At 51.1% G+C, this 15,347-nt stretch carries 11 protein-coding genes; 4 read left to right on the top strand and 7 right to left on the bottom strand.

All coding sequences use genetic code 11. The annotated features are described in order from the left end of the window. Positions 1-116: 116 nt before the first annotated feature. From ACR0K4_RS04955 to ACR0K4_RS04945, 3 genes are read right to left on the bottom strand one after another with little or no spacing between them, the layout of a single operon-like run. A complete protein-coding gene (locus tag ACR0K4_RS04955; protein WP_480853112.1) occupies positions 117-2,384 on the bottom strand; it encodes an aromatic amino acid transport family protein in 2,268 nt (755 codons plus the stop codon). Beyond that, entirely contained in the window at positions 2,384-3,139 is a 756-nt protein-coding gene (locus ACR0K4_RS04950) for a MinD/ParA family ATP-binding protein (RefSeq protein ID WP_480853083.1), read from the bottom strand. The genes ACR0K4_RS04955 and ACR0K4_RS04950 overlap by 1 nt, the downstream gene beginning before the upstream one ends. Beyond that, positions 3,139-4,113 (bottom strand): HAMP domain-containing protein, encoded by a 975-nt coding sequence (locus tag ACR0K4_RS04945; protein WP_480853082.1) that lies wholly within the window; start codon positions 4,111-4,113, stop codon positions 3,139-3,141. The genes ACR0K4_RS04950 and ACR0K4_RS04945 overlap by 1 nt, the downstream gene beginning before the upstream one ends. A 788-nt stretch (positions 4,114-4,901) precedes the next feature. On the opposite strand from ACR0K4_RS04945, the gene ACR0K4_RS04940 reads away from it, so the two are divergent. The 4 genes from ACR0K4_RS04940 (at position 4,902) to ACR0K4_RS04925 (ending at position 9,067) form a co-directional block, all read left to right on the top strand. Then, positions 4,902-5,555 carry a response regulator gene (locus tag ACR0K4_RS04940; protein WP_480853081.1) on the top strand — a complete coding sequence of 218 codons (654 nt, stop codon included), beginning with the start codon at positions 4,902-4,904 and terminating at the stop codon, positions 5,553-5,555. Beyond that, positions 5,552-7,405 (top strand): sensor histidine kinase, encoded by a 1,854-nt coding sequence (locus tag ACR0K4_RS04935; RefSeq protein ID WP_480853080.1) that lies wholly within the window; start codon positions 5,552-5,554, stop codon positions 7,403-7,405. Before ACR0K4_RS04940 ends, ACR0K4_RS04935 begins: the two co-directional genes overlap by 4 nt. Positions 7,406-7,428: 23 nt before the next feature. Beyond that, positions 7,429-8,415 carry a SphA family protein gene (locus ACR0K4_RS04930; protein WP_480853079.1) on the top strand — a complete coding sequence of 329 codons (987 nt, stop codon included), beginning with the start codon at positions 7,429-7,431 and terminating at the stop codon, positions 8,413-8,415. Between the two features lie 409 nt (positions 8,416-8,824). Continuing rightward, the gene (locus tag ACR0K4_RS04925) at positions 8,825-9,067 is read left to right on the top strand and encodes a hypothetical protein (protein ID WP_480853078.1); all 243 of its coding nucleotides are present in this window, start codon (positions 8,825-8,827) and stop codon (positions 9,065-9,067) included. Between the two features lie 191 nt (positions 9,068-9,258). Here ACR0K4_RS04925 and ACR0K4_RS04920 read toward each other — a convergent pair whose 3' ends face one another. The 4 genes from ACR0K4_RS04920 to ACR0K4_RS04905 are packed head-to-tail and all read right to left on the bottom strand — an operon-like array spanning position 9,259 to position 14,742. After that, complete coding sequence (locus tag ACR0K4_RS04920) at positions 9,259-11,802, bottom strand: hypothetical protein (RefSeq protein ID WP_480853077.1); 2,544 nt, start codon at positions 11,800-11,802, stop codon at positions 9,259-9,261. A 42-nt stretch (positions 11,803-11,844) separates the two neighbouring features. Continuing rightward, positions 11,845-12,990 carry a M12 family metallopeptidase gene (locus tag ACR0K4_RS04915; RefSeq protein WP_480853076.1) on the bottom strand — a complete coding sequence of 382 codons (1,146 nt, stop codon included), beginning with the start codon at positions 12,988-12,990 and terminating at the stop codon, positions 11,845-11,847. A 33-nt stretch (positions 12,991-13,023) separates the two neighbouring features. Continuing rightward, positions 13,024-13,788, bottom strand: coding sequence for a hypothetical protein (locus tag ACR0K4_RS04910; protein ID WP_480853075.1), 765 nt, complete (start codon positions 13,786-13,788; stop codon positions 13,024-13,026). Between the two features lie 24 nt (positions 13,789-13,812). Beyond that, positions 13,813-14,742, bottom strand: coding sequence for a hypothetical protein (locus tag ACR0K4_RS04905; protein WP_480853074.1), 930 nt, complete (start codon positions 14,740-14,742; stop codon positions 13,813-13,815). Between the last annotated feature and the right edge of the window lie 605 nt (positions 14,743-15,347).

The following is a 15,347-nucleotide window of genomic DNA, read 5'->3' as shown; positions in this document are numbered from 1 at the left end:
GAGAAAAAATCTAAGGTAATCGGTAGAACAGAAAATTTAGAGTGACGGTGGATGGATCCACTTATTAGATAAGTCACTCCGTTCCAAGGTTGTCGAGCGTAGAAGCAGTAGCTAGTTCACGGGCTGTTTTTTGCACCGTCAAATCGGAGCTTAAGAATTATTTTGCCTGCCTGGCTAGGTTCTCTGAATGGCTGACTAAGCTGCCCAACAATGGCTTCGCCGGGTTGACCCGAAAACTGGAGCACCTTAACCGAACCTGAAATGACACGTTTTTCAAAGAACCTGTTAATATGGAAGGCCTGTATCGCCATCTGAACGTCTCCGGGGCTCGAGAAGATGATGCTCAACTCCGAACATTCAGAAAATCTCTCAGTCGTGAAGTTCCGTCTCCCTCCGACGGCGGGTGGACCGGTCTGATACTCGCAAAACGATGTGAATTCGATTGGTTCGCCGCTCGCGCTTATGTGGATATTCAAACGGTCACCGGTCTCTTCGTAGTGATGTAACTCGACCAACAGGAGAGGTTGGAACTTTCCAGCTTTGAATGCTGCGAGCACGCAAATCAGCAACAGCAGGGAAGTTCCAAAAGCAAGTGTTTGAAATACGGGATCGGACCAGATGAATACCCCGTGGAACAAAAGGCTGGAGAAAAACGACAATGCGACAAAGCTTAAAACCCAGGGGTTGGCAAACACCCAATGAAGTCTCGCACCCTCTACGGCACGTCCCCGCCGGCGGCTTACGATCAGCAACAGGACCGGAAAAACACCTGCCAGGATCGGGGTCATCAGCACCCCATTCAGTTCCAGTGGTTTGATGAAAGACTGTTGCCCGGTGAAAAAAGACCATTGGACATAGGCAAAAATGCAGATGATCGGACTAAGAGCCACCACGTTTTCTAGAACTGAATGCGAAAGCTGCCTACCGGAGGTGGTCGGCAAACGTGGTTTCAACCCGGCGATCACCTCTCGGGCCATGTTGTAAATACCCAGTGAGAAGTGAACCGATGACATTCCCAGGCCAAGAATAACAAAGACGGTGCCAAGAACGTATACGCCAAGCCCTGCTTTCTCGGCCAGAGGTACAAGCACTGTTCCGGTTTCGGACTTCAGTCTTGCCGGGTCAATCGCGCTTCCTATCGTGATAACCCAAACCGAATATATTATGATGGCAACACCCATTGCGGCCATTGTGCCAGTTTTCAGGGATCGTCCATCCGGGTCGCGGCGCAGCACGGCCTGCGCACAATTGCTGACAGAGACGTGCCCAAAGTACGAGGTCATGACGATACCAAACGCCAATTGGACGATTGAAGGGTCAAAAGGTTCGTTAAACAGAAAGAGTGCGCTTACACTTGTAGCATTCGAAGCCTCGAAATACCGCAGGGCAACAACGGAAAGGATGATCAGTATAGATATGTTGATAAATCCGATCAGCAACGCCGACGAAACCGTTCCAATCAGAGATCTACGCAAGACAAGGCAAACACCAAAGCCAAAAATGACGACGACCCAAAGTGCATTCGGCAGGTTGGTAATAGCACTCAGTGTCGACCCAAACCCGGTGTAATAAGACACCAAAATGTTGCAACAGAAGAAAAACAGGGCCAGACGCGCAACCAGCGCTGCGAATGGTCCAAGAAACTCTTTGACCAACTGCCCGATGAAAGCACTGCCAAATGTGATCTGACCGTTGCGCGCGGATGCCTCGGCAAGATAGCCAACTGTCAAAAAGTTCACCGCACCAAAGACAAGCAGCATTACCAACCCCGCCAAGGGCCCGATGGTTGCAAAAGCGATGGGCAGCGCCAGAGTGCCTGCGCCTACGACCTCGGTAAGTGTCAAAGCGAATGCCGTCCAAAAAGGCGGTAGAGCTTCCAAATAGGAACTCAAACGCTCCCACACCCACCGAAGCTGGACAAGAGGATTCGCGGTCGTCTTGAAGACAGTGGTAAAAGGTTGCCCGTTACGTGATGCATAGGCCGCCTGTACTTCGGGTCTGGCAAGCCCCAAAGCCCGGCAGGTATGGGGAATGTTTCTGCGGCGGAAAGCATATCTTTGGCTCAGAAGATACGCCAGTTCTGCCCTAATTTCAGGGCTTTCCGGTACAAGATCCTGCCAATCAGACGCGGTCCGCTCGAGGTCAAAGACCGAGACCTTGACGTTATCATTTACGCTATCGCAGATCGCCGAAAGGTAGGTCTGATTTCGTGTCTCAAGAACGCTTTCCGTGGCGAAAGGCGAATTGACGCTGCCGCGTTCCAACACGATACGGGCTGCCCGAGCCTCAATTAAAGATAGAACATTGCGCGCACGTCGGTTAACGCCACCTATAAAGCCGAACAACACCTCTTCGCGTGATATCAGCTTACCCGCTTCCGTCATCAATCAGTCAACTTGATAGCGAGGGACCGATAAAGCTGTGTCAGGCTATGGTCTGGATAGACAGATGAGAACACCCGCCGTGAGGCCAGACTCATCATTTTTTCGCAATAGGGCAGGACTGTAACGTCGTCGATATCATAAGTCTGTTGAACCCGCGTCTTCACCTCTTCGCGCGCAAGCGTTACGGGCATCTTGTTGACCACCAAGGACATATTAGGCACGTCCAAAGAGCGCGCGACTTCGACCGTAACACCAGTCCCCTCGTAGTCTTGGTGATCGGGTCGCATGACGATGACAAGCGCATGCGAAACCGCTATGGAAAACAATGTCTCTTCGTTTAGGCCCGGATGAGTATCGATAAGCAACAGGTCCAGTGAAAGCTCATTTATCAGCTTTCGAAACCCGCCGGTAAGCAAGCTGACATTGTACCCTTCGCGTAAGACATTAACGATTTCGTTGGCCTGCGCACTGGAAGGGATCAGGAAAACACGGCCTGAAACGGGCTGCCCAAGACTTTCGGTGACATCATGGGCCGCCTCTTCGATCTCTCCCTTGCCCCAAAGAAAATCATTAAGAGATTTGGTGATGTCCCTACCCTTCATCCCAAAGAGAATGTGGACTCCAGGTGACTGAATGTCGGCATCAATCACACCGACCCGTTTACCCATCATCGCCAATTGTGCCGCGAGGTTTGCGGTTGTGTTCGACTTGCCAGTGCCGCCACGAAAGGAATGTATCGAAATTATCTTACTCATTATTTACGCATCTCCGAATTTTGATCCGCCCTGCCCGGTTGAGATGTGTGCGTCTTGTTTGCAGTAGCGGAACCATCAGCGTGCATCGACGCGCGCAGATCGTTAGCGCGCGCGCGCAAGTCCTTGAAGTAATCCGTGCCAGTGATGCTTTTGATCTGCTCTTTCTGGCGGGTTTCGTCGATCTGGATCTGTAACGTTTGGACTCGGCGTTTCAGTCTTTGTTCACACTGGGAGGCATCCGTGGCCGTCAGAGCCACAAGATCTAGCATATCGGGTGTGAAACCCTCAGGCTCTATGAATTCGGCATCGGTAAGGATTTCGGCTTGCTGAAAGCTCCCGATCGCTTGTTTCAATTGGTGACTGGTTTTTGCCAGTTCTTCAGTGCGTTCCTGAACCCGTTTCTCCAGTTCGTCACGAGCCGTGCGGAACGCGGTTTCGTTAATTTGTTTGGCGCCCTGCAACTCATTGAATGCTGCAACGACGGCACCTATTTCGTCGCGGCTGTGCCACTCGACGGGTAAATGAAGTCCGTTCTTGCGTGCAGCCTTGATTGAGCGCAACAGTCTTCGCAAAGGAACTTCGATTATACTGTGATGCACCACCAAAGTCGTCCCGATGACCGACACCAGCAGGACCATTGCCAACCCTAAAGCTACCCAAAACCGAATAACTGCTTCCGTTCTCGTCAGCGTATCGTCAAGCGCGACGGTAAGCGTGCCGATCCTGATAGCTTCATCATTCTGGAAGTGAACGATGTTGTGGTCAGCAACATAGAGCTGACGTTCGAACAGACCTGTATCACCAATCGAAGCGACAAGACCGCCCTGATTGTCGAATACGGCTGCAGCCAGAACATCGTCATCTACTGCCAAAGCCGACAACGAAAGTGCAAGCTGGTCGTCAGCCAAGTTCCACAGCGGATCGGATAGCACGGCACTTTGAATCGACACCAGCTTGTCCAGTTTCGTGCGCAATCTTTGCTCGGCCGCGTATCGCGCGTTGTATTCGACAACCGCAAATACTACGGCGAGAGATAGCAACATTGACGGTATGACAAGCGCCAGAAATTTGGACCTGATAGAGAGACACTGAAACTTTTCTCTTAAAACTGAAACCAATTCTACACCTGTTTCCTACGTAGAAACATCAAACCAAGGCCAATAAGATGTGAAAGCCGCCCTGGTCGCTCAGCCTCCAAAATCATGCCGGTCTATGATGGACGATACAGTGTCGTCTTCGATGATCGCCACTGGGTCGAAGTCTGGTAGGTCAAAAAAAGGGACCGATTGGTATGGGTAAGGTTATCGCAACCGATCCTGACAGGAAGAAACCAGGATTGAATGCAAAAAAGATCAATCCGCCGGACTATCCGGTTATTTGAATTGCATTTTCCCGTCCCCTCCCAATCGGCCATAATTCACTGATCGACGAACATGCAAAACGTAGTAAGCAGGCGGCCATTCAGATCGCAAAACCACTTTGAGATCACGAGTCGAAGGCTGTTAGCTTCGTCGCTCATCCCGAAGTTTACGTAAGGTACTGTGTCGCGAAACCGTAGCCACAGCCTATCCCATACAAAGGGGATCGCAGGGGATCGCGACATGTGTTTTTCTTGTACGGCATGCCAGTTTGTTGCGGTATTCAACTTGGACTGGAATGAATTTCAAGGCGAAATATCAGAATCCAATTTTGGCAGTTATAAAGAACCGACAGAACATTTGGCTTGCAGCCATGACTGAGAGTACAGTTATGAAGAAAAGCGATGACCGATAGTTCCATACGCATAATTCTGGTTGAAGACGACCCGGCAATGCGCCAGTCGCTGATCAAAAGTATTGAAACTGAGGTCGACTTTACAGTCGCCGCCCAATGCGCAACTTTTGCAGAGGGTGCCTCCGCTGTCGCCAATCTGACGGCAGATGTTCTTATTACCGATTTGAAACTACCGGATGGCCATGGGTTTGACCTCATACGCCTGGCGCGAAAACAACTGCCAGATATGGAGATTATGGTCATTTCCGTCTTGGGAGATGAACACAGCGTAGTCTCAGCCATTTCTGCAGGCGCGTCAGGCTTTATTCTAAAAGACACACATACGCTGGATATCGTGAAATCCGTTCGTCAACTTGTAGCTGGCAGTTCGCCTATATCAACTTCCGTGGCACGTTTCATTATCCAGATAGTGCAGCAATCCCAAGTTTCCGAACATACAGACGACCTTCTGACAGAACGCGAAATGGATATTTTGTGGGGGATCGCAAAAGGGTTTACTTACAAAGATGTTGCAGAGAAGCTTGGTATGTCGAGCAATACAGTTCCGACACATATCAAAAACATCTACCGCAAGCTCGAGGTAAATTCCCGGGGTGAAGCGGTGTTCGAAGCCATTCAGCGTGGGTTGATCAGTATCTCTTGAATAACGCATACCGTTCCAGTTCTGCTTTTGGCCACCCTGCCGCAATGATCCTGTGGTCTTTACTAGTTACCACGATCACGATTTTCCTCGCATTCGAGCTCTTGCCTTTGCCTCGACATGTACCGGCAACTGCTGAAATGGAATTTGAGCAAGAAGGTGAATGGGCGCGGGTTACCTTGCCAGACAATTGGCGGTCCTTTCCAACGCGCACAAACACCGAAGGCATCTACAGGTTGTCAATTGATCAGCCGGATCGATCCGAAGACTGGGCAATTTTCATACCCAACCACTCGGGCCAGATCAGTGTCACATTTAACGGGATCGAACTGCTTCAAGGCGGTTCGTTCAGCGGCGAACTGGCCGCCGATCAGGGAGTACCGTTCTATGCCCCTTTGCTAATCCCAATCGACCACCCCGGGCCTATACCGCTGGAGATCACCCTAAAACCCGGCGGCCAACTGATCGGGTTTCTGAGTGAAATCTATCTGGGCCCGGCCGATCAGTTGAAACCCAGTTTTGACTGGTTTTTTGCCCGCGCTGTCATAATCCCGATTTTGGTGTTGGTCTGGCAAATACTTCTGGCCGCTTTGTTGTTGCTGCTGTGGGTGTTTCGGCGCCAAGAACGCGCGGCCCTGATTTGCGGGCTTTTGCTTTTGTTCAGCGGCGTGCACGGTTTGCCAATCTTGCTGCCCAGCCAAATCGGACTGACACAAGCGGTAACCATGTTTGGTCTTGTGACGAACTTCTGGTTATCTGTGCTGGGGCTGCTGTTCACTTATGAACTATCCGAACGACGTTTTCCGTTCAAAGAAGCCTACATTCTTATTCCACCGGCAATTGCGACGCTCACCTTCCTGCTGCTGCCAACACCTGTATTTCGCTATGTGGACTTGGCGTTGGTCGTGCCGTTCAGCCTGGTTGTGTCAGCATGGATCGTATTTGTCCTGGTTCGCTCCGCGGTTTGGGAAAAACGCTGGGAAGCTCAGGTTCTTTCTATTTCAATCCTTGGCGCTTGCAGCCTAGCCGTGCACGACACGCTCGTGCTTATGAATGTGACGCCAAATTGGAATTTTCTGCATTTCCGAATCGTCTACCTTCTCATCTTGCCAGCTCTGAGTTTGATTTTTGCGCTCCGTCTGATTTCCTCAATGAACCATGTTGAGACGCTTGCGAATACGCTTGAGGACAGAGTTCAACAGAAAGAAAACCAGCTGCGCGAGGCCTTTGAGCGCCGAAACCTGTTGGAAGGAAAGCAGGTGCTTGACGAAGAGCGCCGTCGCATCATGCGAGACATGCATGATGGCCTGGGCGGCCAGCTTATGTCCATTATCGCGATGTCCGGCAATCGGGATGCTCCACCTGAAGCAATCGAAAATTCGGCACGTGCTGCGCTGGATGATCTGCGCACAATGATCAACTCATTGTCCGTTGACGAAGACATCACGGGTATCCTTGGCACTTTTCGGGAGCGCGCCGAACAACAACTGTCGCTGGCCGGTATAGAATTGGACTGGAAGATGGTCGAGCTTCCTCCGATAGAAGGCCTGACCCCAACCAGCGCTCTGCATATTCTTCGCATCCTGCAAGAGGCGGTAACGAATGCAGCCAAACACTCGGGCGCCAACAAAGTCACTATTCGGTTCGCTGTTACCGAAGCCAAGTGTCAAAGGCTGCGCATTGAAATCGAAGATAATGGTCACGGGCTGCGCTCTGACGCGCAAACTGGACAAGGCTTGAAAAACATGAAGGACCGCGCCGACAGCTTGAACGGAGAGTTCTCCGTCGACTTTGCGAAGCAAGGGACAATAGCTTCGCTGTCGATCCCAACATGTCTAGCGTCGCGTGGGTAAAACGAAGCGTAACTGTATGAGCGGTGGTAAAGAGTGTGAGATTAAGAATTGTCCTGTCATTACTATGCGGTTTGATTGTTCCAACCGCCCAAGCGTGGGCGGTAGAAGGCAGCACTGCTGCCGGCCCGATCGGCGGGTCGGACATTCGAGCTGCCCAACTTCCACCACCTGGGTTTTACGGGTTTGGTGTTGTTGCATATGGGGAATCCAACAATTTCAATGACGGTCAAGGCAGATCAATCCCCGCCTTGGACGGGCTAGAGCAGACAATAACCAACGGAGGTTTGGGTTTTCTTTTCGTACCCGATCAACAAGTCCTTGGAGGTTCGCTTGGTTTCGTGGGCTTCGTCCCATTCGGTCAAAATTGCGGACGCTTGTTTGTCACAACCCCCACGAGATGCAGCTCGGGCCTTGGGGATCCCTACCTAGAAGTAAACTGGTCCAAGCACTTTGGCACCGTTAGAGCTTCACGATACCCAGGGACATACCCAATTTCGCAGGGCCTCACCTTTCAACTTGGTCTAGGTGTGGTGATACCGGTCGGTCAATACAGCGCGTCTGATGCCGCCACAAATGGAGTGACCATCGGGAACAATATTTGGGACATCGCACCGATGATCGCCGCCACATACACGACACCCGCGATCATCGCGGATGGGACCGAGTTCAGCGCAAAGGTATATTGGAACAATTACCTCGAAAATCCGGAAACCGACTACAAAAGTGGCTCACTGTTGAATATCGACTTCGCGGTGACCGAACGCATTGGGAGATTTCAAGGCGGGGTTACCGGATTTTATGCAAAGCAGTTGGAAAACGACCGGCAGTTTGGCCGAACTGTGCAACCAGATGGCCGCCGCGCGGAAGTACTCAGTCTCGGTGTTGTCGCTGCATATGACATGCCAAAAAGCGGAAGCGCTCTGAAGTTCAAGGCTCTGTCCTCTGTACATGGTGAAAATGTTGTAGACGGGTTCGGCATTTCAATAACCTATTTTCGAAAGCTCTTCTAAATACGGAGCCAGAAGTTGAATCTTAGTTTGGACGAAAATGGTCGCTGACGGCCCTTACCAGTCATTCATTGGGCATGACCCCGCCGCATTGCAGCTTCACCGAACCGGACATTCGCCGCGCGAGCAAATTCTGCGGCGGTCGAACTCACAGATTGCGGGACTTTCCTGCCTTTTGCTCATGCCGCTATTGCAAACGCAGCATCTTTTCGCACTTGCGGTATACTTGACGTAGCGGCGCAGCGCTGTTGTCAATGCGGTCGTTCGACAGGTTGGATTTGGCTAAGACCAAAACTGTAAGTTCGCCTCAGTTTGATCCAACAACTCAGACGCGGACGAAGTGAGCGTTTACATTGGCTGTTCCGATGTCGGCTTGCCGTAGGCGATCTCAGGCGGCGAGACTATTTCCCTGTTGCTGACCTCACCGGGCAATCTGAAACTAATCTTCGTAGTGCTGATCAGGCTCGCCATCTCGATCTATCTGATGGTGTTCCATTTCAATAGAACGGCCGCTGCGGTGTTCTACAGCCAAACCGCCTACACGATGACCATCGCGGGCGTGATCTGGGGCGTTTTGATCTGGAATGAAAAACTCAGCCCGCCGGCCTGGGTTGCCTTAGCCATGATCGTGATCGTGATCGTGATCGTGATGTAGATTGTCGAACCCAAAGACGACGGCAAGGAAATCATCATCGATCGAAAGTTCTTGGACAAGGTCTAGTTGCCGCTTGCCAGCCGCCCAAAGTATCCAGCTCGGGGTTAGTTTTCCTACAGTTTCATCACACCGACGTACTGAGTGCACCTGCTGGTGGGTCGCTGGGACTTTGTGCCCGACCCGATCACCGTCTACAATCCGCACTTTTTCATTTCTTCTTCGCTGATCGAGATCACAACGCTTCTTTGAAACGCTTCCCGCACTGGCCCATCTGCGTGATCCACCGACGGTACCCACTTGCTGAGATGCTCGTTCATCTCTTTCCTGTCGCTGAACCGAAACACCTCACCCTTGAGCTTTGAATAAAACAGAACGCGATCAACACTCTCCAGAAACGCGACCAGGTCTGCAGGATTGTCGCGCTTCAAGAGCATGAGGAAGGTGAGGATCAGATCGGAGAGCTCCGCTTGGCCTGTGTTCCCGTCGCGTGGGCTTAGAACGATTTTCGCCTTCTCTTTTCCTACGAAGCTGTCATCGTAATCGACGACATTTGCCAGCACTGCGAACCGTCGACCTTCGGCCAAAGCGTGGTTGAGGATATCGCTTTCCTGGCGATCTTGACCATTGCTCCCTTTGAATGGCTTCTCGCTGGCATACCCCGCTATGCTTATCGCAAATGTAGCACTAGTTTTCCGCTGTGGTTTACACGCGCCCAATGCGGTGCGCACCAAGCCCAGAAGATTGGTTGGACCCATGAGTTCTTTCGAAGCCGGATTTTCAAGATGAAATTCCGGATCGGAAAGGCTAAAGAATCCGGCCATGAACGCGTCAAGCTCGGTATCGATCGATGCATCCCCATCAACAGCATATATTTCGCTTCTTTTGTTGTCTTCGGATTTGACCACGTCTAAGAAGAATGGCACGAGAATATGCCGAAATTCGCCATCTTCCGGCACTGACATCTCTTTTCCGTCCAATATGAAGTTGCTCACCAGAACTGGAAAGATATCCTCCCGAACCAGGACATCTGTCTGAAACTCGTTGTTCAAAACTAGGTGTGTCACCTCACGGTTATCGACGGGAAAATCTGCCTGATAATTTACGATGGTCGTGTCGGGTCCACCCCCACCGCCCGAAGCAAGTGCTGTGTTGTGGGTAATCGAGAAGGCGTTTTCCTGGATCAGGTTGATGACAGGAACAATTGGGTCGGATTGACCTATCCGTGTATACTCTCTGCCGTACCGTTGCATGCCAACAACGGACGAGACTGGTATGTTTATACGGGCAACACCTTCCCTCGTAGCCGGTTCACCTTCTGCTCCGAGACTTGAGACAAGAAAATGATCCGAGACGCGACCGTGCACAAATGCAAGCTTGTGAAATGTTGTGACCTCAGAGGCACCGTCGGGTTGTGCTATCTCAAGATAGAAGCAATTGATCGGCCTGAGCCACTGGCCACAGTAAGCTTCAGCACGACTAACGATCAAGTGGGTCGCCGCTGCGACCACAGCCATGGCCACCCCGAAACCGGCAAAGGTAAAGGTAAAGGGAAGCGTGCTAAATGTCAGCAAGACCCACAAACTCTGGGTCTCAAGCCGTTTCAGTTCGGCATCATCCCCCGCGATCTCTCTATTCAAGCGCTCGATTTCGCCTTCCGTCAAAGCTGCTTGTTTTTGGCGTTCCACGTCTTTTTCAGCTTCGGAGTACATCGCGTTTCTGCATTGAAGCTCTTTGATGCGGTCGTCAATTGGAGCATTTTCCAATGTCACCAACTCGCGCACAGTGGCCTTGGAAAGGTCCAGCACCTTTGGTTCGGCGGCTGGAGGAGATGCGTTGGACAAACGGGAGAGCCGTTTGGAAACCCATCGCGCCAGCCTGTTCCAAAACCTGCCTTCGGCGTCCTTCTTGCGCATTAGTAGTGCGAGATACCTGGCAATTATTCTCGCGTTCTCATGCTTCTCCTTGCCTCGGATACACACATCAATCGAATTCGAGATCCGCTCTGCGTCTTTTGACATTTCTTCAAGCTGCGTTTCAAATTCATTGACTCGTTCGTCGCGGGTTATGTGTAACTTCTTTCGCGCCTGATCTTTTCGCGTGATTTTCGAATTGCTGATCAAGTAACCAATAAATGTCAAAGCAATCGCCAAAAATGCAGTTGCCGTCACACTCGTAGGATCAACAACAATTCTTTGAAACCCAAATCCTAGTAGGAGGTAATAGACGACCAATCCAATGGCGCTCACCAATGCTGCGAGAGGTGCAAGGAGAAACCCGAACTCTTTCGCATTTTTTGCAAGCGCACCAAGTACAGCAGTACGATAGGACCCAATGCCTTCTATTGGGGCTCGACCTTCTAAGAAACCGTCCACTTGCGGTTTACCGCCAAAGGCCTTCCATTTTGTGCGCGTCCCGAACTGCTCCGGCGTAAGCTTGCGAAGTTCTTTTACGCTCAAAGTTGACACATTTCCTGCGATCCCCTGCGTCAAAACCGGTTTCCGGGCCTGCTCGACAGATTGCTTGCCGACAACCTCTGGAGGGATCAATTCCTTTTCGCGAAGAAAATGCTCGACAATACGCAGAATATCGCCTGAATATCGTTTCGCTATGTCGTCTTGTTCACTGTGCTGATCACAAGTCACGCAACCTTCTTCCAAACGACTTTTGCTTACAAACCGTTTGCACCGCTTTAGCGTTGACGCACTAAAGCCCTGACAACGTTTCTTGACCTCCATCATCACTCTCCACAGAAAACAATTGTACTTGAACTCAAAAAATCAGTGCACCATCAATGAAAACTCACCATCCGCATCATTAAAATAGAGGCGCGTCCGAATAACGTAGCTTTTCCCTTTCATTAACTTGATTTCTACGCTTGCATTTTTATCCTGCCCGCCATCATCGTCCCCTTCGAGGAAGCGTGGACCGGTCTCGGTTTCCTCGAAAACCGTTAGAACAAGGTCAGTCTTGCCAAAGGTCGAAATCTTGTACGTATCGGTTGCTTTGGGAACATACACGGTGTCAAACTGTTCGCCCGGCGCGAGGCTTATGACCTTCGAGTCGTACCGCTTGAGTTTGGGCATCTGCCCCGAGGCGGTCAAGCGCGGATAGAGTTTGAGGACCCAGGCCTTATCGAGCGCCGACAATCCCGGAGCGGGCACCAAGGGCTTGGTTTGATACCCCGGCGGTTCGAGGATCATGCCCGCCTCAAAGGGGTAGTGCATGATCGAATCCTTGTCCCAGTCTGTTCCCTTGGTCGAGTGCGAAGGCAGTTTTTGCAGTATGTTACGGAAGGTTGTTTCCTGGTCCCACTCGTTCGGCGGCAAGGCTAGCGCATCATAGACAGCTTGCTCATTCCACTTGATACCAGCGTTTGGACTTTGATGTTCGTGGCTGAATCCAAGCGTATGTCCAATCTCGTGCAGGACGGTATCAAACCCGTCATCGAAACCTATGTCGACGTCAAGGTTCATGGTCCTTTGATCCGGCCCGATTTCAAGAACGTCGCGCCCGAGAAATGACCAATGACCATCGCCTTTCATGAAGCCAATGCGAACTTCTGCTTCACTTCGATCGTCAATCTCCTCGAAGTCCAACCCGATGCCTAAAGCCTTCCAATGCGCAAATCCATCGCGCACAAGTTGTTTTTCTTTCGCGGTGCCTTTCCATGACACAAACTTTGTCGTGCCATCACTGAACCTTATATCCTGACCATCAGTAGACTTATTGAAGAAGTAATACCGGATCTGGGTTCCATTGTTCCAAATCTTACCAAACTCGTTTATCGCACGCACCCGCGCTGGATTGGCATTGGGGGAAATCGACCGCGGAATTTCGGCTGGAGCGATACAATAACTCACCCTGTTCGCCTTATCCGTTTTCTTTTTTCCATTTACTCTTGAAGAGGACTTTTGGTTTGCCATGAAAATACCCCTTTTTCTTTCGCAGAACTGTGCTCAGTTGATCGCTTTGATTCTCTCGATGAGTGCGTTGATTGTCTCGAATGTCTCGTTCAGACTGCCGATATCGGCCGCCGCTTCTTTCATCCGATCCGCTTCCATCTTGAGAGCAGCAGCTTCGGACTTCATTGTACCAAGCAGATCACTCAACTCGGGCGAGTTCAGCTCGGCCAATGCGGCTGCCAGGTAGAGGCTTTGAAGTAGGCCGGACACCTCGCGGTGAAGCGCTCTCAACGCGGTCGAGCGTTCTGGCGCATAGTCCGTATGGTCCGGATCGGTTACATTTTCGCGCAGACGTCCCAATTCCGCCGAAACAGCCTCGGCTGCTTTTATGGCGGCGGACAAATCACTCCTTGAAAGTCCGTCTTGGGCGGCGGATGGACGAGACCGCATCCTCCGCACAACGGTCATCGGGTTTCGCTCCGCGACCTTTTCGACCTCGTTCAAAGACATTAGTGCCATGCCATCTTCAGGTTTGGCCGTTTCGTGCAGCGAGCGTTTGTAGAGCGTGAAATACCACAGAAATCCGAACAGAACGCCAAGCCCATAACCGCCAAAGACGTAGGCGCGTTGGGCTTCCGGAATTCCAGTGCCTTCCAGAAAAGCGGTGACGACCGACCCTGCAATGACACCCGCTATTGCGGTCAACTCAGCAATGGATAGCTCACCACTACGCCCCCGAATGGCAAAATAAAGTGTCCAGCCAAGAACGAACCCAATTCCAGCTGCGCCCAAAGTGCCTATGATCGTTGCGGTTTCCATATGTCAAACCCTCTAATTGTATGTTCATTCGGCTGCATTCGCAGCGTTGAATTGCTCTGCAAGCTCGGCAAAAGCCGAAAGCTCACTTGCAATGGTGGTAAGGTTGGGCTTTGGCTGCTCAAGGGCTTTCGCCAGAGTGTTATGCGCCTGCACCATTGCATCCACAGTCTTTTTCGGATCTTGGGATTGAAGTTTGGCAATTTCTGCAGCACCGCTTTGTAATTCGCGAATAAGCATTGCGCGTTCTTCGGTGGTCGTTGCCTTTTCAACCGCGTCCTCGACAAGAGACATCCGCTTGAAAACAGCTTTTATGCGTTCGTTCCTCAAAAAATTCAGCGCTGCGGTAAGGCGAGGCGAAGCTGCCGGAAGCTTTGCATCGACAGTTGCGACGCTGTCCTGCATTTGCTTGAGACGGGCGCGATCAAAAGAAAGTGCCTGTAGCGAAAAGCCCGCCTGAATGACGGGCGAGACGATTGCGCCAGATCCTCCACTCGCCAATCCGATGAAGGATGCCATTTTTGTTGCAAGCTGAGCCGAAGCTGCATCGAAATCTGTACGGTCCTTGGCATTTGCGACAGAAGCCAGTGCCGCGGCATACCCGGACAGGCCATCTAGTTGCCTGAGGCTGGAAAGTGTTGCCTGTGAAAGCGGTGTTGCTCGGACTTCTTTGGCAGCCACACGTAGCGTACATCTTTCGGTCGGTTTGGGATTTACATTTGCGCAGGCTGTCGGAGACAGCTCAACCCTTGCATTTGGTTGGGAATAAGCCTGCCAGAACGCCTCGTTGCCGGGTTGCGCAATCAAATCGACCCGAATTTCCTCAATTCCCGATGCGATTGCATTGGTCGAGTTTGAAAACGACGTGAGCTCTTTTTCGTAGGCATAGGGCGAACATCCTGCCATTGCGATGGTAAGGCAAAACGTGACTTTGACCGCTGTATTTCCAAATTTCATCGTTTTAGATCCCCCTCTTGCTCCCGCGACCTTCGCCGTCGCGGGATCGAAATTACTTCAGATATATTGTGAGAGTGGTTGTTCATCTCGCCAGACAAATTCGAAATGGCCGCGGCTTTTGACGCTTTTTTCACAATAAGGAATATGTGATTATTCTTGGGGGTTGCCGATAAAGCCTTAAAGTCCCAAACTGTCCGGGGCCTGCATCAAGACACCCATCAACCGAACTCTTTTTTTGCCCTAAGCCGAGAAAAGCTCTAGGCCAAAGCCTGATAGGAAATGTCAGTCATTTGATCGAACGAAGATTCAAGCTCGTACTTCCTCAAATCCGAAATCACATTTCTCGCTTCATTTTCGCGATTGGTATTCATTACCAGCGCCGCGAGGTACTTTTTTGAATACAATCTGTTCGACACAATTCCCTCAATGGCTTTCGCAATTCGAATTGCTCTTTCATATCGACCTGTGACCAACGCGGTTTGACAAACCAGCACGTTCAGTTGATAGAATTGCGGTCCATAACCCGAAATCGTCTTTGAAAAAGACGTGTAGCGATGTGCGTTGCAGGCCGCTTACGCCAAGGTTACGAACAAATCCATAGGTGC

This window comes from Ruegeria sp. K11 (genome assembly GCF_056531905.1).
Note: the sequence above shows the minus strand (reverse complement) of the source record. Positions and strands in the feature narration are given on the sequence as shown.